This window comes from Actinokineospora enzanensis DSM 44649 (assembly GCF_000374445.1).
GTDB classification, from domain to species: Bacteria; Actinomycetota; Actinomycetes; order Mycobacteriales; family Pseudonocardiaceae; genus Actinokineospora; species Actinokineospora enzanensis.
Genome location: NZ_KB894450.1, coordinates 1 through 19,881 on the forward strand (window position 1 = coordinate 1; position 19,881 = coordinate 19,881).

Below are 19,881 nucleotides of genomic sequence, written 5' to 3' on the forward strand. Positions count from 1 at the left end.
GCAGCAGAAGGTCCAGAAGTCGAGCAGGAGGATCTTGCCGCGGAAGTCACCGAGATGCAGATCCTTGCCACCGGTGTTCAGCCAACCCCGGCCCACCAGCTCGGGGGCACGGGACAGACGGCGGGGGTGTGCTGTGGTCACGGTGGCATCCAACACGAGGTTTGTGCCGTGGTATTCCATTCTCAGGATGTGAGGCGTAACCGAACGTGACGATGGGTACGAACGCGATGCCTGTCGGCGAAGCGAGAGAGCGGCCTGGCGAAGGTGTCTCCAGGGTTAGGGACGAACGAACTGTGATTACCTGGCGCGGCAAATCGGTCGCGGCGGTCGTCGCTATCGACGATCTCCGGCGCCTCGAAGCGGCGGAAGATGAAGCCGACCTCGTTGCAGCACAGGAAGCAGTAGCCGCGGCCCAACCACGAGTGTCTCACCAGGACGTACTTGCTGCGTTCGGAGGCCGGACTGATGAGTATCGCGATCAGGCGCCGTGAGTAGCCCATTCGGCGAAGAGCAAGTCGGCGTGGTGTTCGCGCATTCGGGTTACCTCGTGGATGGGGGCGTTTTTGGCCCAGGTTCCTGGATCGATCTGCACAAACCCGTCAGCCGCAGCCTTGGCCTTGTCCGGCCCCAGGTAATACAACCCCACAGACCCCTCAGCCGTTATCCCCACAACCAAACACTCGTGCCCCGCATGGTCGACCCGAGTGGTGACCTCGTCCAACCGTTCCAAAGCGGCGACCGGCAACACCGCCTGCCAGCCACCAACAACCTGGCTGAACCGAGGATCCCCAGGGTCCACGGCACAAGACAGCACAACCTGCCCACCCTCGGGATGAGTAGCGAAGAACTCCCGCCCATCCAACACCGCGACAACCCCGTTGCGAGGACGCTGGTAACTCATCACGTTCCCTTCAAGGGCACCCAAGCGCCCCCTTGCCACAGTGCGACCGGGTAGACCCCCTGCGCGGCGTGCGCCACGATCCGGGCGCCAGCAGGTATGACACCGGGCTGTTTCCACCACTCCGGCAGTGCCCACTGGCCACCGGCGGTCAACCCGGTTCCGGTATATGGCCAAGGTGCGAACTCGGTGCGTACCGAGTTCGGGTCGACTCCCATGGCCAATGCCGCAGCAGTCATCGCATACCCGGATTCGCGGGCGTCTCCAGGAGCGCCGTAGGGAATCACATATCGGTCCGGATAAAGCGCTGGGAACTCCATTGTGTGGAGCACCGGCATGTCCGGATGGAATGGACTCCCCGCGTAATCCAAGCGGAAAGCCTGGAAATAGTCACGAGGCGCACGGAGATGCACGCAGTCCTGAAGACGAGCGACCATCCCGCCCACGAAGCGGTAATCGAACGGTGGCAGTGCCCCGATCACACCCGCCGATATGTCCCCGCGCAGGTACCGATCCACCGACCCCGGAGTCAGCACCTTGACCAGCGGCGTGTCCGGTTCCAGCGTCACGATCGCGTGTACCCGGGCGACGAGTTCCCGTTCGTGCTGGGTGAGGTCGACCGAGCCGCTCACGTGCGTACCCCGAAGGTCTGGTCGCGCCAGCGGTTGAAGGCGAGGTCTCGTTGCACCTCGTGCACGTCGGCCAGTTCCGAGACCGACACCTCGCGCTGGTACTCGTACTTGTCGACCTGGGTGAAGCCGTTTTCCGAGGCCCAACCACCATTGTCATCGGCGTAGGTGACGGCGGCAGTCCCGGCAGTCACCAAGTCGATCGCGACCCGGTGGCCCTGCCAGCGGGCGTAGGTCCGGGCCGTGTAGACGCGGTCGCACTGTTGGGACGTCAGTTGGGCTACCCAGCCGCCGTAGCGGTCGTGCCAGGTGAACAGGGTGGCGTCCGGGTTGTCGGACTGGCGGGTCTTGAGTACGACCCGGTCGTCGTTCGGCGAGTAGGTGCACGGGTGTGTCACGCCGCGCACCACGGCGTACTGGCCGGAACGGGGGCCGGTGTAACCGGTCACGGAGTCACCCACCCCAGCACACTGTCATATACCGCGACGACGACCTTGTTGCCCGCCGCGTCGTAGCGGTTGATCGTGGCGCCGTCGGGCAGTGGGAGCCGGTCGGTCATCTTGAACTCCGGTACGCCCATGGTCGGGTGGGCGGTGACGCCCGCGCCGGTGTACGGCCAGTCGTTGATGGACGGTGTGTAGCGGTCGGGGTTGACGCCCGCGTTCTCGACCGAGTGGAGCATGTCGTCGCGGGCGGCGAGGACGCGGGGGTCGGTGGCGGGCAGGTCGTGCGGGACCGAGGGGGCGCCGACCGGGGTCTGGTAGAGGCTCGCGTCCGAGGCCGGGAACTCCAGGGTGTGGATGTTCGGCTGGTTGACGTCGTAGGGCGTGCCGACGTAGTCGAGGCGGTTGCCGTTGATCAGGTCGGCCGGGTTGTTCAGCACGCCCGCGTCCTGGTGCCGGGCGACGAACCCGCCGACGTCGGTGTAGCTGCCGTCGAGGTACTTGCTGACCGTGCCGTCCGGGATGACCTTCTGCATCAGTGTGCCGTCGCCGACCGTGACCTCGTTCATGGCGCGGGCCATCAGGTCCCGCTCGTGCGGGGTCAGCGCGCCGGAGCCGGGCACGTTGCCTGGGGTCGGGTCGGTGCCGAGCTTGTCCATGGCGCCCTTGAAGTCCGCCCACTCCTGGTCGGTGAACTTGCCGCGGACGCTGTCCATCCAGTGTGGACCGGAACTGCCGGGCGCGTGCGGGGTGGTCGGGGTGGCGCCACCGCCGCCGGGTGGGGTCGCGGCCGACGTGGGCGGTGTGGTGACCGGTGGGGTGGCCGCGGCGGATGGTGCCGTGGGGGTGGCTGACGACGGTGTCGTGGGCGTGGCAGGCGGGTCGACCACCGTCGGGACGGCCGACGACGGCGTGGTCGACGGGGACGCGGCGCCGCTCGGCGTCGTCGTGGTGGACGGTGCGTCCGGGGTGGTGTGCGGAGTCAGCGCCGGATCCGCCGCCCCGGATGGAGTAGCGCTGGTCGACGGCGCGGCGGGCGTGTCCGGGGTGGACAGGTGTGGCTCGTGCGCGGTCGGCGCGTCCACGTGGCTCGGCGCCGAGCGGACCGTGCTGGGCGCGTTCGGCGTGTCCGCGCCGCGGCTCGCGGTGCGCAACTTGCCCAGGCCGGACTTGATGTCCTCCCAGATCTTGGCCAGCCGGGCCATGATCGGCCGCAGCTTCTCCACCGACCGGGTTAGCTTGGTGATCACGTCGGTGATCCGGCCGACCCACTTGGAGATCAGCGTGGCCACCGAGGCGACCACGTGCGGGGTGGCCAGGCCGAGCGTCAGGCCCTCCTCCGCCAGCCACTGCGGCAGCCGGGCCAGCAGCGTGGAGATGCACTCGGCGACCAGGTCGCGGACGATGCCGCGGACCGCGCCGACCAGCACCCCGACCACCTCGACGACCGTGCCGATGGTGCCTGCGCCGCTGGCGGCCGCGGTGATGTGCTCGCCCTGCGCCTTGGCGTTGGACCGGTAGGCGTCGGCGGCCGGGCCGGACCAGCCCGCGGTGCCGTTGGTGACCTCGGTGCCCAGGTCGGTGGCGACGCCGCCGAGCGACTGGGACACGTTCTTCCAGGTCTGCGCGTAGGCGGCGATCTGGTCGGCGTCGCCTGCCAGCCAGTTCAGCGCGTCCCGCAGCGGCTTGACCTGCTCGATCACCCAGGACACCGCGTACTGGCCGAGGGTGCCGATCGGGTCCAGGGTCAGCGACAGGATCTCCAGCCCGCCGCCCACCGCGCCAAGGCCGCCCTCGACCCAGGACCCGTCCTGCACGCCGTGGTAGATGTCGGCGGCGGACTCGACCAGGCCGATGCCGGTGTAGCTCTGCGTGGAGTCCTGCCGTTCGGCGACCAGCGGGTTGCTCACCGCGCACCGCCCGCGAACGGCTGGGTGTTGGCGTGCTCGGTGTTGCCGTAGGAGCCCGCGGTGGCGCGGACGCCGTCGGCGGTGGCGCCCATGGTGGTCGCGGACTCGCGGATGGACGCCACCCCCGGGTCGCTCACCGCGTGCACGATCGGCACGAAGAACTGGCAGATCACCCCGTACGCCTGGTCGCCGAGGTGGACCTGGTTCGCCGCGTCGAGCGCCTGGTCGAGGCGGTCGCCGAGGTTGTCGAGCCTGCTGGCGTGCGCGCCCAGCTCGTCGATGAGGACGCCGTATCCGTCGGGCACCGAGGGACTCCTCGCGGTCGGTCCGGGCTGCGGTCAGCTCAGGAAGGGGCCGCCCCAGGGCTCTTCATCGTCATCGTCCCTGGTGGAGCGGCGCGGGCGGGTCTGGTGGGACTGGTCGGGGTGGCGCTCGTCGTCGCCGTCGAGGTCGCGACCCAGCCGCATCTCCTCGACGGTGACCGCGTTGGGACGTTCCGGTTCCGGCTCCGGTTCCGGGAATCTCCGCCGGTACGAGTCCACCACGGCGGCGACCGTGCCGGGGTCGTCGCCGACGGTCCGCTGCATGACCTCCGCGACCCGGTCGGTGATCCGCGCCTGGGCCCGGCGCATGGTGGCAAGCACCAGGTCCGCCAGCTCGGCGCCGGGCAGTTCCCGGGACCGGTCGCTGATCCGCAGGTCGGTCACGGTGCCGGTGGCGTCCACGGTCACCGACACCACGTCGTCGCGCGAGGACTCGGTGACGGCCACGCCCGCGACCTCGGTCTGCATCTCCTGGTAGCGCTCGGCCTTCGCGGCCACGTCGGCCGACCAGCGGCGCAGTTCCTGTTCGGTCCGGAATCCGTCCGCACCGAATGACGGCTGGCTCACCACGCGCTCCCGCTGCTCGTTCCGACTGCGCGGCACAGTGTCCACGAAGGAGCGCGGCTTGTCAGGCGGTCGCCGCGATCGGCCCCGGTCACCAGGCGGGGTACCGCTCCCGCCAGGTCGGGTCCTCCAGCGGGTTGGCGGGGCTGAACTCGACCAGCGCGTCCCGGCCGAGCCGCTCCATCACCTCGCGCAGCTCCAGCTCGGCCAGCCAGCCCGGGGGCACCGCGGGCAGGCCGTGCACGGCGCCCAGCAGGTTGCCGCAGATGGCCCCGGTGGAGTCACTGTCACCGGAGTGGTTGACCGCCAGCCGCAGCCCGTCCGCGAGGTCGTCGGCGACCAGCGCCGCGCACACCCCGATGGCCAGCGCCTCCTCGCCGATCCAGCCGCCGCCGAGCGACTCCAGCTGTTCCGGGGTGGGCCTGCCGCGCTCGGCCAGGTCGACCGCGGCGTCCAGGGCGGCCACCGTCTCCTCGGACTCCTCCCAGGTGACCAGTTCGGCGCGGACCTCGGCCAACGCGGTGGGCAGGTCGGCGCCGTCGAGCAGCCGGTGCACCACGAACGCCAGCGCGCCCGCGGACAGGAAGCCGGTCGGGTGGCCGTGGGTGAGCGCGCCCGCCTGGGCGGCGACCACGAAGCAGTCCAGCGGGTCCTCCGACCACAGCGCGCACGGCGCCGCCCGCATCACCGCGCCGCAGCCCTTGGAGTTGTTGATCCGCCGGGAGAGCAGGCCGCGCTCGGCGCCGTCGGCGAAGCCCTTGAGCGCGGTGAGCACGGTCGCGCCGGGGGCCCGCCGGTGGTGCAGCTCGGGCACCCGCACCAGCCAGCCGTCCGGTTCGGCCTCCATCGCGTATGAGCCGCCCGCGCGGTGCCACGGGGTGCCCTGGGTGTGGTACCAGCGCTGGTAGGCGTGCTGCAGCACGGAGCCGGGCTGCTGCTCGAAGAACATCAGCCGCTTGCCGACGTGGCCACGGATCATCGCCTCCGCGGTGAACAGCGTCATCTGGGTGTCGTCGGTGATCCGGCCGCGGCCGCCGTAGGCGGGGGTGTAGTCGGTGAGGCCGTCGGCGCCGAACCGGGTCCGGATCTCGGCCAGCGACAGGAACTCGACCGGGGCGCCGAGGGCGTCGCCGACCGCGCCCGCGAGCAGGCAGCCGAGCCAGCGATCGGCGGGAATCACGCGTTCGTAGGGGAGATCACCGTCCACGCTGGGCAACACTAGTGCGCCGGGGGTGCCGTCGTGGCGGTTCGTGGGCGGGGCGATGGTGGTGTCGGGCACGGCGGCGGGCCCGGCCGGTCGGCGGGAATTGGTCGTGGCCGAACACCCCGAATGGCGGAGTTCACCCGCTCGGATCCGATCCGCGCGAGTGCCGACCACCCCGGTATGCGCGGTAGCGGTCGCTTTCAAACCGATACCTGAAACTGACCCGGACACGTATCGCATTCAGGGACACCCGATGGCAGGATGCGGGCACTCGGTTCGACACAATCGCTACGAGGAGTGACGCCGTGTTCCGTCGATCCATCCCCCGGATGGCCGCTATTCTCCCGGCTCTCGCACTCGCGGTAACCGCCACGGGATGCGGGTCCAAGGGCGGCGCCCCCTCGAACACCGGATCCGCCCCGGCCGGTGTGCAGCTCGTCAATGCGGGCAAGCTGACCACCTGCACCGGTCTGCCCTACAAGCCCTTCGAGTACGAGGAGGGCGGCAAGGTGATCGGCTTCGACGTCGACCTGATGGACATCGCGGCCAAGAAGCTGGGCGTCACCCAGGACATTGTGGACACCCCGTTCGACGGCATCCAGTCCGGTGTGGACCTCAACTCCGGCAAATGCGATATCGCCGCAGCCGGTATGACGATCACCGACGTGCGCAAGCAGAACTTCGACTTCTCCGACCCCTACTTCGACGCCACCCAGGCACTGGTGGTCAAGAAGGGCGGCGCCACCGACATCCCCCAGCTCAAGGGCAAGAAGCTGGGCTACCAGAACGGCACCACCGGCCAGGAGTACGCGCAGAAGAACGGCGACGGCGTCGAACTGGTCAACTTCGAGGATCTCGGCCTGATGCTGAACGCGGTGGAGACCGGTCAGGTCGACGCGGGCATCAACGACAACGGTGTGCTCTACGACTGGGTGAAGGACCACGGCGACTTCGCGGTGGTCAAGGAGTTCGACACCGGCGAGAAGTACGGCATCGGCGTGAAGAAGGGCAACGACGCGCTGCTCAAGGTGATCAACGAGGCGATCGCCGAGGCGAAGTCGAGCGGTGACTACGAGAAGTTCTACGTGAAGTGGTTCGGCAAGAAGCCGGGCGAGAAGTAAGTCGATTCGCGAGGGGCGGCCGGTCGGCCGGTAATCCGCCGACCGGCGCCCCGCCACTTCCAGGGGAGTATCCGCAACATGGCCATGAGCAAGCGAAAGCGCACGCGGGTGATTCGCGTGGTGCAGTACGCGGTCCTCGTCGTCGTGGTCGCCGGGTTCGCGGCGACGGCCGACTGGGGCAGGCTCGCCGACGCCTTCTTCGACCTCGATGTCGCCTCGGGAATGTTCCCGGACGTCATCACCGTGGCGCTGGTGAACACCCTGATCTACACCGGACTCGGGTTCGGTTTCGGCCTGGTGGTCGGGCTGGTGCTGGCGCTGATGCGGCTGTCCGGGGTGCCCGCCTACCGCTGGCTGGCGGGCATCTACATCGAGTTCTTCCGCGGTCTGCCCGCGCTGCTGGTCATCCTGGCCATCGGCAGCGGCATCCCGCTGGCCTTCCCGGGCACCAACCTCGACCGGTACGTCTCGATCATGATCGCGCTGGGCATCGTGGCCTCGGCGTACATGGCCGAGACCATCCGGGCGGGCATCCAGGCGGTGCCAAAGGGCCAGGTGGAGGCGGCCCGCTCGCTGGGCATGTCCAGCGGCCGGGCGATGCTGTGGATCGTCGTCCCGCAGGCGTTCAAGATCATCCTGCCGCCGTTGACCAACGAGCTGATCCTGCTCACCAAGGACTCCTCGCTGGTGCTGTTCCTCGGCTCCAGCCAGCTGCAGTACGAGCTGACCCAGTTCGGCCGCACCGAGCTCAACCAGTCCCGCAGCCTGACCCCGGTGCTGGTGGCAGGCATGTGCTATCTGATCATCACGATTCCGCTGTCCTACCTGTCCCGGTACCTGGAGCGGCGTACCGGCGGTACCCGGATCCGCTCCGCGGAGGCGACCGAGATCGTCGACACCGAGCTGGAGGCGACCAAGTGAGCGAGCCCGCGATCCGGATCACCGGTCTGCGCAAGTGCTTCGGCGACCTGGACGTGCTGTGCGGCATCGACGTGTCGGTGGCCGCTGGCGAGGTGGTGTGCGTCATCGGCCCGTCCGGCTCCGGCAAGTCCACGCTGCTGCGCTGCGTGAACATGCTGGAGGAGCCGGACCAGGGTTCGGTGTTCGTCAACGGCGTCGACCTGACCCACGAGGACGTGGACATCGACGCCGCCCGGCGCCGGATCGGCATGGTGTTCCAGTCGTTCAACCTGTTCGCGCACCTGACCGTGCTGAACAACCTGACCATCGCCCAGCGCAAGGTTCTCGGCCGGGGCAAGGAGGAGGCGAACAAGGTCGCGCTGGAGAACCTGGCCAGGGTGGGGTTGGCGGAGAAGGCCAACGCGATGCCCGCGCAGCTGTCCGGCGGGCAGCAGCAGCGCGTCGCCATCGCCCGCGCGCTGTCCATGGACCCCGAGGTGATGCTGTTCGACGAGCCGACCTCGGCGCTGGACCCGGAGCTGGTCGGGGACGTGCTGGAGGTGATGCGCCTGCTGGCCGAGGAGGGCATGACCATGCTGGTGGTCACGCACGAGATGCAGTTCGCCCGCGAGGTGGCCGACCGGGTGCTGTTCATGGACGGCGGCGTGGTGGTCGAGCAGGGCCCGCCCGCGCAGGTGATCGGCGCGCCCCGGCACGAGCGGACCAGGACCTTTCTCGCCCGGGTGCTCGATCCGATCCACCGGGTGGAGTAGCCGACGGTAGGCCCGTGGGAACCACGCGTCACCGGCTCGCGTTCTAACCTTCAGGCGGGGAGGTGGGCGCGTGGCCGGGCGGGACGGGAAGAACGACGAGGTGGTCGGGGGCGTGCTGGATCCGCACGACCCCGATCCGCCCGCGTGGGCGCGGCTGTCCGCCGCCGACGTGGTGCGGCGCGCGTTCGAGCCGGACAGCGGCGGCGTGCTGCGCAGGCGCAAGCCGACCACGGCGCCGGTGCTCAGCGTCCACGACCGGTTCCTGGAGGGCCCGCTCGACCTGCGCGCGGTGGAGTTCCCATACCTGCTTGAGTTCGTCCGCTGCCGGTTCGAGCACCCGCCGGACATGCGCCAGGCGCGGCTGGCCGGGGTCGAGTTCCGCGACTGCTGGCTGCCCGGCCTGCACGGCCACAACCTGCGCAGCGACAACGACGTGCGGATCACCGACGGCACCGTGGTCACCGGCACCGTCGACCTGACCGACGGCGACATCCACGGCACCCTCGAACTGTCCGGCGCCACACTCACCCCGACCACCGGCCCGGCCCTGCACGGCGACCGGTTGCAACTGGTCGGCGCCCTGCTGGCGCGGAACCTGCGCGCGCACGGCGAGGTCCGGGTGCCGGGCATGCGCAGCGGCGGCAACGTCAACTTCGCCGGGGCGCTGCTGGACAACCCGCGCGGGCTCGGCCTCAACGGCAACGGCATGCACGTCGGCGGCAACCTGCACCTGATCGCGGACATGGACGGCGAGCCGTTCCGCTGCAACGGGGCGTTGTTCCTGCCCAGTGTGCGCGTGGACAGCGACTTCTCGCTGCGCGGCGCCCGGCTCACCCCGCGCACCGAGCACTCCCGGCCGGTGCCGCCGGACGACCCGTTCTTCGACCCGAACGCCACCCTGGTCGCCGATCGGTCCAAAGTGGACGGGAATGTCAACCTGGACCGGGACTTCCAGAGCACCGGCACCATCCGCATCGTCAACGCCACCATCGGCGGCTCGCTGCGGCTCTCGCACGCCCGCGTCGACCTGTCCGGCGGGCGCGAGTCGTTCGTCGAGCAGGTCGGCTCCGGTCCGCGGCCGCCCGGCCCGTACGCCGACCGCGCCGTGCACCTGGACGGCACGCAGGTCCGCGGCGGCATCGACGCCCGCGACGCGCGCGTGGCCGGGCAGATCCGCCTGGTCGACGTCCAGGTCCAGGGCAGTGTGCTGTTCGATCGCGCGGTGCTGAGCAACCGCTACGGCGACGCCATCGAGGGCCGCCGGTTCAGCGTCGGCGGCAACCTGGACGGCCGCGCGCTGCTGGTGTTCGGCTCGGTCCTGCTGCCCGGCGCCAAGATCGGCTCCAACCTGGACCTGCGCGGCAGCAGGCTGGTCGCGCCCGGCAGCTACGCCCGCGACAAGTCCCCGAAACCGTCCCTGGACCTGCGCGTCTCGCACATCGGCCGGGACCTGGTGTGCGCGGACGGCGACGCCCCGTTCTCCGCGCACGGTGAGATCCGCATGCGCCGTGCCGAGATCAGCCGAGAGACCAACTTCCACGGCGCCGAGTTGGGCAACAGCCGCAACACCGTCGCCCTCAACGCCTTCGGCGTGCAGACCCCGGAGCTTCGCCTCGATGTTGCCGTCCCCCCGCGTGGCCGCGTCGACCTGCGGCACGCCCGCTGCGCGTTTCTCACTGACAATGAGCGGTTCTGGAACGCCCAGGGCCGCATCGAGCTGGAGGACTTCCGCTACGACGCGCTCGCCGACCCGGTCGAGCTCGACGACGACGCCGAGATCGAACGCAGGCTGCGCTGGCTGCGCCACGGCATGCGCGAGGTCTACCGGCCGGGCCCGTACGACCAGTTCGCCACCATGCTGCGGGCCGCGGGCAACGAGGAACACGCCGCCACGGTGATGGTCGAGAAGCAGCGCAGGCGCTACCAGGCGCTGGCCGACGGCGCCGAGTACGCGGCACCCGGCGTCCGCCTGTGGAGCTGGCTGCAACGCTGGATGGTCGGCTACGGCTACCGCCCCACCCGCGCGCTGGCGTGGCTGTTCGCCTTCCTCATCGCGGGCACGGTGTGGTTCAGCCTCATCCCGAAGCCGCACGAGGTCAACACCGACGACCACCTGGTGTGGAACCCGGTCCTGTACACACTGGACCTGCTCGTCCCGATCGTCGACTTCGGCCACAAGAACAAATGGACGGTCGACGGCCCATCGCAGTGGATCTCGGCCGCGCTGGTCGCGCTCGGCTGGATCCTGGCCACCACGGTCGCCGCGGGCATCACCCGCATGCTGCGCCGCACCACGTAATGTGGCGTCGTGGACGAACCCACCGCCCAGGCCACCATCGCCGTCGACGCCCCGGCTGACCAGGTCTACGCCCTGGTCAGCGACCTGCCCGGCCTCGCCGAGGTGTCCGCGGAGTTCGTCCGCGGCCACTGGCTCGACGCCACCACGCATGCCCGCGTCGGCGCCCGGTTCCAGGGCATCAACGCCCGCGGCCAGCGCAAATGGGCCACCATCGCCACCATCACCGACGCCCGCCCGGAACGCTTCGCCTTCGACGTGACGTTCAAGGGCATCCCGGTCGCCCGCTGGCAGTACGACATCGAGCCGACCGCCGCTGGCTGCCGGGTCACCGAGACGACCTGGGACCGGCGACCTGCCTGGATCCGGCCGATCACGGCGCTGGGGACGGGTGTGCGCGACCGCAAGACCCACAACCAGCACAACATCGAGCGGACGCTGGAACGGCTGAAGCAGGCCGCCGAGACCGCCTGAGCCTGCCCGCGCAAGTCTTCGGAGTCCCGCCGAGCAACTCGGTGGGGCTCCGCGCGTCCTGGGGTCCCCCTGGCACCCTGACCGCCAGGGCCCTCAGCCGCCGACCCGAGGGGGTCGCGGCCTTCTGACCTGCGCCGATCCCGCAAGCGTCCCTGAGTCCGCTACCGAGTGGGGGTAGGGACAACCTCAGGGCAGAGTCGGGGGCGTCCCCGATTCCGGGAGGCGGTCCACGGTCCTAGTTTCGTTTGCAGAGCAGGTTCCGGTCGAGGGGTGAGTGATGGGGCAGCGGGTTGTCAGAGTGGGGGTGGCTGTCGTGGGGGTGGCGGTCTTGGCGGCTTCGCTGGGGGCGTGCGGGCTCGCGACCGAGAAGTTCTCGGACGATGTGAGGGTCGGGGAGGCCATTCACTCCGTCCGGATCGACTCGGTCGCGGGTTCCGTCACGCTCCGCTCGGGGGAGACGACCACGGTGCGGCGCAAGGTGACCTACGCCGACGAGCGGCCGGGGGGCACGCACCGGGTCGAGGGAGATGTGCTGGTCATCGAGCCGTGCCCGGTGCGGGACTGCTGGATCGACTACGACCTGGTGGTGCCCGCGGGGGTATCGGTGACCGGGAACGTGCGGTCGGGGTCGATCGCCATGGAGAAGGTCTCGACGGTGAACCTCGACGCGCGGTCGGGAGATGTCACGGCGCGCGGGGTGACGGGGGCGGTCAACCTGGTGTCGTCGTCCGGGTCGGTGGAGCTGGTCGACGTCAAAGGGGCGGTGAACGTCGACGCCAAGTCCGGCGACGTCTCCGTGCGGGACGTCGCCGGGGACGCCACCCTGCGCGTCGCCTCGGGGAATGTGGACGTGGTCGGGATCGGCGGGCGGACCGATGTGGAGTCGACCAGCGGGGACGTACGGGTCCGGCTGACCAAGGCGGCCGGGCTGCGGGCGTCCTCCACCTCCGGCTCGGTGGACGTCACGGTTCCCCGTGACCACTACCGGGTCAACGCGCGGGCATCGGGGGATCTCCGCAATGACATCGGCGATGACCCGTCCTCGCCCAACCAACTCGATGTGGCCGCGACGAGCGGTGACGTCACGCTGAAGTTCGGGTGAGTGAACATGAACCAGGAATTCGTCAACCCGGCCAACTACAACCGCGACCCGCGACGGGCCATCGGCGGCGGGCTGCGGCCTCTGCCATATGGGATGCCCCGGCGGCCGCTCCCCTACCGCGCCATGGCGACCGAGCCAGGGAAACCGGAGCCACGGCCGGAACCGAGGCCGGAGCGGGTGCCGGAGGCGCCGCGGCCCGCGGCCGGGGGTTTGGTGCACGAGCGGGCCGACGCTGCGCGCAACCGGCGGCGCATTCTCGTTGCGGCGCAACGGTTGTTCGCGCAGCGCGGGGTGGACACCGTGACCATGGACCAGATCGCGTCGGCGGCGGGGGTCGGCAAGGGGACGCTGTTCCGCCGGTTCGGGGACAAGTCCGGCCTCGCCGCCGCGCTGCTCGAAGAGGGGGAGCGCGAGCTGCGCGAGCGGGTCGTGAGCGGTCCGCAGCCGTTGGGGCCGGGGGCGGAACCGGCGGCCCGGCTGCGCGCGTTCTTCGACGCGTACCTCGCCTTCCTGGCCGAGCACCTCGACCTCGTGCACCTCGCGGAGACGGCCCGGCCGGGCACCCGCTACCGCATCGAGGCCTACCGGTACTGGCACCGGCACGTGACCGGGCTGCTCACCGAGGCGCGGGTGCCCGGTGACGGGAGCGCCCTCGCGCACGTGCTGCTCGCGGCCGTCGCCGCCGATCTGCAGCGGGCCGTGCGGGACGAGATCCCGGCCGAGCGGATGCGCGAGACTGTGCTGCGGGTGGTCGACGCCGCCGTCCGTGTCCCGGGGAACCCGCAGGTCAGCGCACTCGGCTGAGGTTGTGCGCATACTCGGCCGCGGCTTGGGGAACCGCGGTCGAGTGGTCGCGCTCACGCCCGGGAACAACGTCGCCAGGTGCTGCGTTGGAGGGGGCAGAAAGGTTGAGCGGGCCAGACTCAAGTCCAATACCTCAGTCGGCTAGACTCAACTTCGCGCGGCTGCGGCCGCACCACAGGCAACAGGGCAACAGGAGGAAATCATGGCGCGAGCGGTCGGCATCGACCTGGGGACGACCAACTCCGTCGTCGCCGTCCTGGAAGGCGGTGAACCGACGGTTATCGCCAACTCGGAGGGCTCGCGGACCACCCCGTCCATCGTGGCGTTCGCCAAGAACGGCGAGGTGCTGGTCGGCCAGCCCGCCAAGAACCAGGCGGTCACCAACGTGGACCGCACGGTCCGGTCGGTCAAGCGGCACATCGGCACCGGCTGGAAGACCGAGATCGACGACAAGTCCTACACCGCGCAGGAGATCAGCGCCCGGGTGCTGATGAAGCTCAAGCGCGACGCCGAGGCCTACCTCGGCGAGACCATCACCGACGCGGTCATCACCGTCCCGGCCTACTTCGAGGACGCCCAGCGCCAGGCCACCAAGGAGGCCGGGCAGATCGCGGGCCTCAACGTGCTGCGGATCGTGAACGAGCCGACCGCGGCGGCACTGGCCTACGGCCTGGACAAGGGCGCCAAGGAACAGACCATCCTGGTCTTCGACCTCGGCGGCGGCACCTTCGACGTGTCCCTGCTGGAGATCGGCGACGGCGTCGTGGAGGTCCGCGCGACCTCGGGTGACAACCACCTCGGTGGCGACGACTGGGACCAGCGGATCGTCGACTGGCTGGTGGAGAAGTTCAAGGGCTCGGCGGGCATCGACCTGACCAAGGACAAGATGGCGCTGCAGCGCATCCGCGAGGCCGCGGAGAAGGCGAAGATCGAGCTGTCCAGCTCGAACAGCGCCAACATCAACCTGCCCTACATCACCGTCGACTCGGACAAGAACCCGCTGTTCCTGGACGAGACGCTGACCCGCGCCGAGTTCCAGCGGATCACCTCCGACCTGCTCGACCGCACCCGCACCCCGTTCAACAACGTGGTCAAGGACGCGGGCATCTCGGTCGGCGAGATCGACCACGTGGTGCTGGTCGGCGGTTCCACCCGGATGCCCGCGGTGGCCGAGCTGGTCAAGGAGCTGACCGGCGGCCGCGAGCCGAACAAGGGCGTGAACCCGGACGAGGTCGTGGCGGTCGGCGCCGCGTTGCAGGCCGGTGTGCTCAAGGGCGAGGTCAAGGACGTCCTGCTGCTCGACGTGACCCCGCTGTCGCTGGGTATCGAGACCAAGGGCGGGGTGTTCACCAAGCTCATCGAGCGCAACACCACCATCCCGACCAAGCGCTCGGAGATCTTCTCCACCGCCGACGACAACCAGACCACCGTGGGCATCCAGGTGTTCCAGGGTGAGCGCGACTTCGCCGCGGACAACAAGAAGCTGGGCACCTTCGACCTGACCGGGCTGCCCCCGGCGCCGCGTGGCGTGCCGCAGGTCGAGGTCACCTTCGACATCGACGCGAACGGCATCGTGCACGTCAACGCGAAGGACCTGGGCACCGGTAAGGAGCAGTCGATGACCATCACCGGCGGCTCCGCGCTGCCCAAGGACGACATCGACCGGATGGTCCGGGACGCCGAGGCGCACGCCGAGGAGGACAAGAAGCGCCGGGACGAGGCCGAGGTGCGCAACCAGGCCGAGACCCTGGTCTACCAGACCGAGAAGTTCGTCAAGGACAACGACGAGAAGATCCCGGCCGAGGCCAAGGAGAAGGTCACCGCCGCGCTCGCCGAGGCCAACGAGTCGCTCAAGGGCACCGACATCGCCGCGATCAAGTCGGCGATGGAGAAGCTGGCCACCGAGTCGCAGGCCATGGGCTCCGCGCTGTACGCCAACACCGGCGCCGAGGCGGGTGCCGCGGGCGGCGACGGCTCGGCGCAGGGCGGTCCGTCCGGTGCCGGTGCGCAGGGCGGCGCCGACGACGTGGTGGACGCCGAGATCGTCGACGAGGACAAGAAGTGATCTCGTCCCGAGTCCGGGGTACGTCCAGCGGCGAGGTGACCAGGTGAGCGAGCACAACCCGAACGAGCAGCAGACGGACCCGGAGGCGGTCGGTCAGGACCACCGCCGGGTCGACCCGGACACCGGGGAGGTCCGCGAGCAGGCCGCCGCGCCCGTCGAGGGCGAGGTGGTGGCCGCCGAGCCGGAGCCGGAGATCGACCCGGCGGTCGCGCTCAAGGCGCAGCTCGACGAGCGCACCGCCGACCTGCAGCGGCTGCAGGCCGAGTACGCCAACTACCGCAAGCGGGTCGACCGCGACCGGGAGGCGGTGGTCACCGGCGCCAAGGCGCAGGTGGTCACCGATCTGCTCGGCGTGCTCGACGACGTCGAGCGGGCCGCCGCGCACGGCGACCTGACCGGCGCGTTCAAGGCGGTGGCCGAGAAGCTGTCCGGCTCGCTGCAGAAGGCGGGCCTGGAGTCGTTCGGCCACGAGGGCGAGCCGTTCGACCCCTCCGTGCACGAGGCGGTGCAGCACAACACGTCCACGGAGGTCGGCGGGCCGACTGTGACCGGCGTGCTGCGCCGGGGCTACCGGATCGGCGACCGGGTACTGCGCGCGGCGCTCGTCGCGGTGACCGATGCCGAACCCGGCGGGGCATCCGCCGGTCCCGGGAAGAACTGAGCGAGAGGAGGGGACGTCCGATGAGCGCCAGGGACTGGATTGACAAGGACTTCTATCGCGAGCTGGGCGTCTCCTCCGACGCCTCGGACGCGGAGGTCAAGAAGGCGTACCGCAAGCTCGCCCGCGAGCTGCACCCGGACGCCAACCCGGGCAACGCCGACGCCGAGGCCCGGTTCAAGTCGGTCTCCGAGGCGTACGGCGTGGTCGGCGACCCGGAGAAGCGCAAGCAGTACGACGAGACCCGCACCATGTTCGGCGGCAGCGGTTTCCGCCCCGGCGGCGGCGCGGGCTTCGACTTCGGCGACGTGTTCGGGCAGGGCGGCGGCTTCAGCGGCAACGCGGCGGGCAGCGGCGGCGGCCTCGGCGACCTGTTCGGCAACCTGTTCAACCGCGCGCGCGGTAGTGGCGGCGGCGGTGCCGGTGCCACCAGGGCGCGCCGGGGTGCCGATGTCGAGACCGAGGTCCGGATCGACTTCGTGGAGGCGGTGCAGGGCGCGACTGTCCCGTTGCGACTGTCCAGTCCATCCACATGCGACAACTGTCATGGTTCCGGGGCACGGCCGGGGAGCTCGCCGCGGACGTGCCCGAACTGTGGTGGCGTCGGTCTGGTCAGCCGCAGCCAGGGCGCGTTCGCGTTCAGCGAGCCGTGCCGGGACTGCCGCGGCACCGGTCGGATCGTGGACGACCCGTGCCCGGACTGCGCGGGCGAGGGCGTCAACACGAAGACCCGCACGCTCACCGTCCGCATCCCGGCCGGGGTGGAGGACGATCAGCGGATTCGGTTGGCCGGGCAGGGTGAGCCTGGGCGCAATGGGGCTCCCGCGGGGGACCTGTACGTCCGGGTGCACGTCACGCCGCATTCGCTGTTCGGGCGCAACGGGAATGACCTCACGCTGAAGGTGCCGGTCACCTATCCGGAACTGGTTCTCGGCACCACGCTCACCGTGCCGACCCTTGACGGCGTGGTCACGTTGCAGGTCGCTCCCGGGACCGCCTCGGGGCGTGTCCTGCGGGTGCGGGGCAAGGGTGTCGCCCGGCGTGACGGGCAGGTCGGACATCTGCTGGTGACGCTCCAGGTCGCGGTTCCTGGCTCGTTGAGCGCGGAGGCCAAGGAGGCACTGGAGTCCTACGCCAAGGTCACCGCCGAGCATGACCCCCGGCCCGAGCTGACCGCGTTGGTGCAGAAGGCGAGGCAACCGTGAACCCGTTTCCCGCTGATGACGAGACCCCGGTATTCGTGATCTCGGTGGCCGCGCAGCTGTCGGGATTGCACGCGCAGACGTTGCGTAGCTACGACCGGCAGGGGCTGGTCTCGCCTGGTCGCACCGCTGGCGGTGGTCGGCGGTACTCGATGCGGGACATCACGCTGCTGCGTGAGGTGCAGCGGTTGTCGCAGGAGGCCGGGGTCAACCTTGCCGGGATCAAGCGGATTATCGAGCTTGAGAACGAGGTCGATGAGCTTCGGGCTCAGGTTGCCGCGTTGACCGAGGAGCTGGCTGCCGCTTATGTGGCGGCGGAGCAGGCCGCGGCGGCCATTCACAAGTCCTATCGACATGACCTGGTACCGGTGCGGCAGCAGACCGCCTTGGTGGTCTGGCGCCCGGAGAAGCGCGGCTGAGTCAGCGCGGCGGGTGAGAATCAGAGCATGTTCGGAGTTCGCTCCAGAGTTCTTTGTAATGCGGTTTATTGGGCATGAGGACGCGATTTCTCAATGCTCGATGGAACCCTGCCACAGTTTTGCCATGGGTTCTGTGCGAGGTCGCGGGTTCAGTCCAGGGTGAAGGGGTCGTAGGTGATGCGATCCAATGGGGTGCCCGCCACGAGCATTCTGGAGACCGTGGAGCGGATCATGCCCGGCGAGCCGGAGACCAGGACTTCCCGGTCTTCCCAGGTTCCGTAGCGGGTGACGACATCCGCCAACGTCCCGTGTTCCACTCCGTGGTTGTCCGGTTCGGACTCCAGGACCGGGGTGACCGTCAGCCAGGGGTTGGTGGTCGCCACGGCCTGGAGGTAAGGAAGGTCGTAGAGATCCGCGCGGACGCGGCCGCCAACGAACAAGTGGACCCTGGGGTTGTTGCCCCATTGGGACAGGTGGTCGACGATGGCGCGCATCGGGGCGACGCCGGTGCCGCCCGCGATCATCACCACGTCGCGGCCGGATTCCCGGTCCACGTGCAGGCGGCCCAATGGGGGGCCTAAGCGCCAGGTGTCGCCGATTTTGGCGTGGGCGACGATGGAGCGGCTCACCCAGCCGTTCTCCACGCCGCGGATGTGGAACTCGATGATGCCGTCCGGGCGGGGGGCGTTGGCCGGGGTGAAATAGCGCCACAGGCGGGGGCGCTGCGGGACTTCCACGCTCAGGTACTGGCCGGGTTGGTAGGGCACGGGGTAGTCGGGGCGGACCCGGACCACCGCCAGGTCCCAGCCGAGGCGTTCGTGGTCGACGATCTCGGCGCGCCAGGCGGCCGGGCCGTCGTCGGCCGCGGCGGCGTCCAGCATGGCGCGGGCCATGATCGTGTAGGCCTCGGCCCAGGCGCGCTCGACGTCGTCGGTCCAGTAGTCGCCGCTGAAGCGCTTGACGGCGGCGATCAGGGCCATGCCGACGGCCTCGTAATGCATGCTGACCACGCCGAACTTGCGGTGGTCGCGGCCCAGCTGGCGCAGGAACGGGACCAGGTCCTCTGGGCGGTCGACCATCTGCACGATGTGCACCAGCGCGCGCAGCAGCCGGGAGCGCTGCACCTGCATGTTCGCCGGGAACATCTCGCGGGCGGACGGGGTGAGGCTGAACAGCATGCCGTAGAAGAACTGCCCGACCTCGTCGGAGCGCGGCTCGACGCGGGCGAAGCTCTCCCGGACCAGCCGCACCATGGTGGACACCGCGGTGGGCGACTCGGTCCTGGAGTGCATGGACGGAATGGGGCTCACAACTGCGTTGGCTGTCATGATCGGGGGGTCGATTCCACCTCTCGGGCGCCGGTCAAGGCTGTCATCACGGTACTCGCGCATCCATCCCCCGACTGAGTGGACAGTAGACCGGATCCGGCGGGATAACCGATGTCATCACACCCTTGATCACACCTTCGTGTCATCCTTGGTGACGCCTAGTGCCCAGTCATCCGTCCAATGGGGTACATCGTCGGTGGGGGCTACGCAGCGGCGCGTTCTCGTGACACGGTGTCGCACGTGTCCATCGACCCCCTGCCCGCCGCCGACGCCGCGGACACCGACCTGCTGCGGTTGGACTTCCCGCCGCCGCCGCGCCGGGCCGCCCGCGCGCTGACCGCGGCGATGATCGAGTTCGTGCGCACCCGGGAGGCCGTGTTCGCGGCCACCGCCGACGCCGAGGGCGAGTGTGCGTCCGGCCTGTGGACGGGGCCGTCCGGCTTCGTCCAGGTGCTCGGCGACCGGCGGCTGGCGTGCGCCGAGCTGGGGCCGTTGCCCGGGGTGGACAACCTGGCGGCCAACCCGCACATCGGCCTGGTCATGGTCGACGCAGCCCGGGCCGCGGTCGGGCTGCACGTGCACGGGCGGGCGACCGTCGTGGCCGATGTCGGCACACGGGCGGGCTACCTGGGGCTGCCGACCCGGTTCATCGCGGCCCGCTGGGTGATCATCGACGTGGACGAGGCGTACGCGCACCACCGCGCGCCCCGCCGCTAGCCCGCCACGAGTACGTACCCCCGGGGGCTGCCCCGGACCGCGCGATCCCGT

Annotated in this window: 22 protein-coding genes; 13 read left to right on the forward strand and 9 right to left on the reverse strand. The window is 70.0% G+C overall.

Going from position 1 to position 19,881, the window contains the following annotated elements; genetic code table 11:
* The coding region (locus tag C503_RS48300) for a thioredoxin domain-containing protein (RefSeq protein ID WP_033401358.1) at positions 1 to 180 on the reverse strand (180 nt) is incomplete at its 3' end.
* A gap of 47 nt (positions 181 to 227) precedes the next feature.
* Here C503_RS48300 and C503_RS49000 point away from each other — a divergent pair.
* Entirely contained in the window at positions 228 to 491 is a 264-nt protein-coding gene (locus C503_RS49000) for a type II toxin-antitoxin system prevent-host-death family antitoxin (protein WP_084477467.1), read from the forward strand.
* Here C503_RS49000 and C503_RS0134205 read toward each other — a convergent pair.
* The 7 genes from C503_RS0134205 to C503_RS0134235 form a co-directional block, all read right to left on the reverse strand.
* The gene (locus C503_RS0134205) at positions 479 to 901 is read right to left on the reverse strand and encodes a pepsin/retropepsin-like aspartic protease family protein (protein WP_018686725.1); all 423 of its coding nucleotides are present in this window, start codon (positions 899 to 901) and stop codon (positions 479 to 481) included. The two genes, C503_RS49000 and C503_RS0134205, sit on opposite strands and share 13 nt — an antisense overlap.
* Positions 901 to 1,530 (reverse strand): hypothetical protein, encoded by a 630-nt coding sequence (locus C503_RS0134210; RefSeq protein WP_018686726.1) that lies wholly within the window; start codon positions 1,528 to 1,530, stop codon positions 901 to 903. The genes C503_RS0134205 and C503_RS0134210 overlap by 1 nt, the downstream gene beginning before the upstream one ends.
* Positions 1,527 to 1,976, reverse strand: coding sequence for a hypothetical protein (locus C503_RS0134215; protein ID WP_026316989.1), 450 nt, complete (start codon positions 1,974 to 1,976; stop codon positions 1,527 to 1,529). Before C503_RS0134215 ends, C503_RS0134210 begins: the two co-directional genes overlap by 4 nt.
* The gene (locus C503_RS43890) at positions 1,973 to 3,880 is read right to left on the reverse strand and encodes a hypothetical protein (protein ID WP_018686728.1); all 1,908 of its coding nucleotides are present in this window, start codon (positions 3,878 to 3,880) and stop codon (positions 1,973 to 1,975) included. The genes C503_RS0134215 and C503_RS43890 overlap by 4 nt, the downstream gene beginning before the upstream one ends.
* Positions 3,877 to 4,185: a type VII secretion target gene (locus C503_RS0134225; protein ID WP_018686729.1), complete on the reverse strand. Its 309-nt coding sequence runs from the start codon at positions 4,183 to 4,185 to the stop codon at positions 3,877 to 3,879. Before C503_RS0134225 ends, C503_RS43890 begins: the two co-directional genes overlap by 4 nt.
* A gap of 33 nt (positions 4,186 to 4,218) precedes the next feature.
* The gene (locus C503_RS0134230) at positions 4,219 to 4,770 is read right to left on the reverse strand and encodes a YbaB/EbfC family nucleoid-associated protein (protein ID WP_033401361.1); all 552 of its coding nucleotides are present in this window, start codon (positions 4,768 to 4,770) and stop codon (positions 4,219 to 4,221) included.
* A gap of 88 nt (positions 4,771 to 4,858) precedes the next feature.
* Positions 4,859 to 5,974, reverse strand: a complete 1,116-nt coding sequence (locus C503_RS0134235; protein ID WP_245572654.1) for an ADP-ribosylglycohydrolase family protein — start codon at positions 5,972 to 5,974, stop codon at positions 4,859 to 4,861.
* A 326-nt stretch (positions 5,975 to 6,300) separates the two neighbouring features.
* On the opposite strand from C503_RS0134235, the gene C503_RS0134240 reads away from it, so the two are divergent.
* The 11 genes from C503_RS0134240 (at position 6,301) to C503_RS0134290 (ending at position 17,785) form a co-directional block, all read left to right on the forward strand.
* Positions 6,301 to 7,092 carry an ABC transporter substrate-binding protein gene (locus C503_RS0134240; protein ID WP_033401359.1) on the forward strand — a complete coding sequence of 264 codons (792 nt, stop codon included), beginning with the start codon at positions 6,301 to 6,303 and terminating at the stop codon, positions 7,090 to 7,092.
* A gap of 78 nt (positions 7,093 to 7,170) precedes the next feature.
* Complete coding sequence (locus C503_RS41955) at positions 7,171 to 8,013, forward strand: amino acid ABC transporter permease (protein ID WP_084477464.1); 843 nt, start codon at positions 7,171 to 7,173, stop codon at positions 8,011 to 8,013.
* Complete coding sequence (locus C503_RS0134250) at positions 8,010 to 8,765, forward strand: amino acid ABC transporter ATP-binding protein (protein WP_018686734.1); 756 nt, start codon at positions 8,010 to 8,012, stop codon at positions 8,763 to 8,765. The genes C503_RS41955 and C503_RS0134250 overlap by 4 nt, the downstream gene beginning before the upstream one ends.
* A 70-nt stretch (positions 8,766 to 8,835) precedes the next feature.
* Entirely contained in the window at positions 8,836 to 11,064 is a 2,229-nt protein-coding gene (locus C503_RS0134255) for a translocation/assembly module TamB domain-containing protein (RefSeq protein WP_018686735.1), read from the forward strand.
* A gap of 9 nt (positions 11,065 to 11,073) precedes the next feature.
* Positions 11,074 to 11,535 (forward strand): SRPBCC family protein, encoded by a 462-nt coding sequence (locus C503_RS0134260; RefSeq protein WP_018686736.1) that lies wholly within the window; start codon positions 11,074 to 11,076, stop codon positions 11,533 to 11,535.
* 313 nt (positions 11,536 to 11,848) lie between these two features.
* Complete coding sequence (locus C503_RS43895; protein ID WP_018686737.1) at positions 11,849 to 12,637, forward strand: DUF4097 family beta strand repeat-containing protein; 789 nt, start codon at positions 11,849 to 11,851, stop codon at positions 12,635 to 12,637.
* Positions 12,638 to 12,643: 6 nt separating this feature from the next.
* Positions 12,644 to 13,441, forward strand: a complete 798-nt coding sequence (locus C503_RS0134270; protein WP_245572655.1) for a TetR/AcrR family transcriptional regulator — start codon at positions 12,644 to 12,646, stop codon at positions 13,439 to 13,441.
* Positions 13,442 to 13,643: 202 nt separating this feature from the next.
* A complete protein-coding gene (gene dnaK / locus C503_RS0134275) occupies positions 13,644 to 15,506 on the forward strand; it encodes a molecular chaperone DnaK (RefSeq protein WP_018686739.1) in 1,863 nt (620 codons plus the stop codon).
* Between the two features lie 43 nt (positions 15,507 to 15,549).
* Positions 15,550 to 16,167 carry a nucleotide exchange factor GrpE gene (grpE, locus tag C503_RS0134280; RefSeq protein ID WP_018686740.1) on the forward strand — a complete coding sequence of 206 codons (618 nt, stop codon included), beginning with the start codon at positions 15,550 to 15,552 and terminating at the stop codon, positions 16,165 to 16,167.
* Positions 16,168 to 16,187: 20 nt separating this feature from the next.
* Entirely contained in the window at positions 16,188 to 17,369 is a 1,182-nt protein-coding gene (gene dnaJ, locus C503_RS0134285; protein ID WP_018686741.1) for a molecular chaperone DnaJ, read from the forward strand.
* The gene (locus C503_RS0134290) at positions 17,366 to 17,785 is read left to right on the forward strand and encodes a heat shock protein transcriptional repressor HspR (protein ID WP_018686742.1); all 420 of its coding nucleotides are present in this window, start codon (positions 17,366 to 17,368) and stop codon (positions 17,783 to 17,785) included. Before dnaJ ends, C503_RS0134290 begins: the two co-directional genes overlap by 4 nt.
* 149 nt (positions 17,786 to 17,934) lie before the next feature.
* Here the strand turns inward: C503_RS0134290 and C503_RS0134295 are convergent, their stop codons facing one another.
* On the reverse strand, positions 17,935 to 19,077 hold the full coding sequence (locus C503_RS0134295; protein WP_018686743.1) for an FAD-binding oxidoreductase: 1,143 nt from the start codon (positions 19,075 to 19,077) through the stop codon (positions 17,935 to 17,937).
* 276 nt (positions 19,078 to 19,353) lie between these two features.
* On the opposite strand from C503_RS0134295, the gene C503_RS41965 reads away from it, so the two are divergent.
* Positions 19,354 to 19,830: a pyridoxamine 5'-phosphate oxidase family protein gene (locus C503_RS41965; RefSeq protein WP_018686744.1), complete on the forward strand. Its 477-nt coding sequence runs from the start codon at positions 19,354 to 19,356 to the stop codon at positions 19,828 to 19,830.
* The last annotated feature ends 51 nt before the right edge of the window (positions 19,831 to 19,881 follow it).

Coding starts and splice junctions, on each gene's coding strand:
- C503_RS49000 (WP_084477467.1), top strand. CDS start 228: ATGCCTGTCGGCGAAGCGAGAGAGCGGCCTGGCGAAGGTGTCTCCAGG.
- C503_RS0134205 (WP_018686725.1), bottom strand. CDS start 901: ATGAGTTACCAGCGTCCTCGCAACGGGGTTGTCGCGGTGTTGGATGGG.
- C503_RS0134240 (WP_033401359.1), top strand. CDS start 6,301: ATGGCCGCTATTCTCCCGGCTCTCGCACTCGCGGTAACCGCCACGGGA.
- C503_RS41955 (WP_084477464.1), top strand. CDS start 7,171: ATGGCCATGAGCAAGCGAAAGCGCACGCGGGTGATTCGCGTGGTGCAG.
- C503_RS0134270 (WP_245572655.1), top strand. CDS start 12,644: ATGAACCAGGAATTCGTCAACCCGGCCAACTACAACCGCGACCCGCGA.
- dnaK (WP_018686739.1), top strand. CDS start 13,644: ATGGCGCGAGCGGTCGGCATCGACCTGGGGACGACCAACTCCGTCGTC.
- dnaJ (WP_018686741.1), top strand. CDS start 16,188: ATGAGCGCCAGGGACTGGATTGACAAGGACTTCTATCGCGAGCTGGGC.
- C503_RS0134295 (WP_018686743.1), bottom strand. CDS start 19,077: ATGCACTCCAGGACCGAGTCGCCCACCGCGGTGTCCACCATGGTGCGG.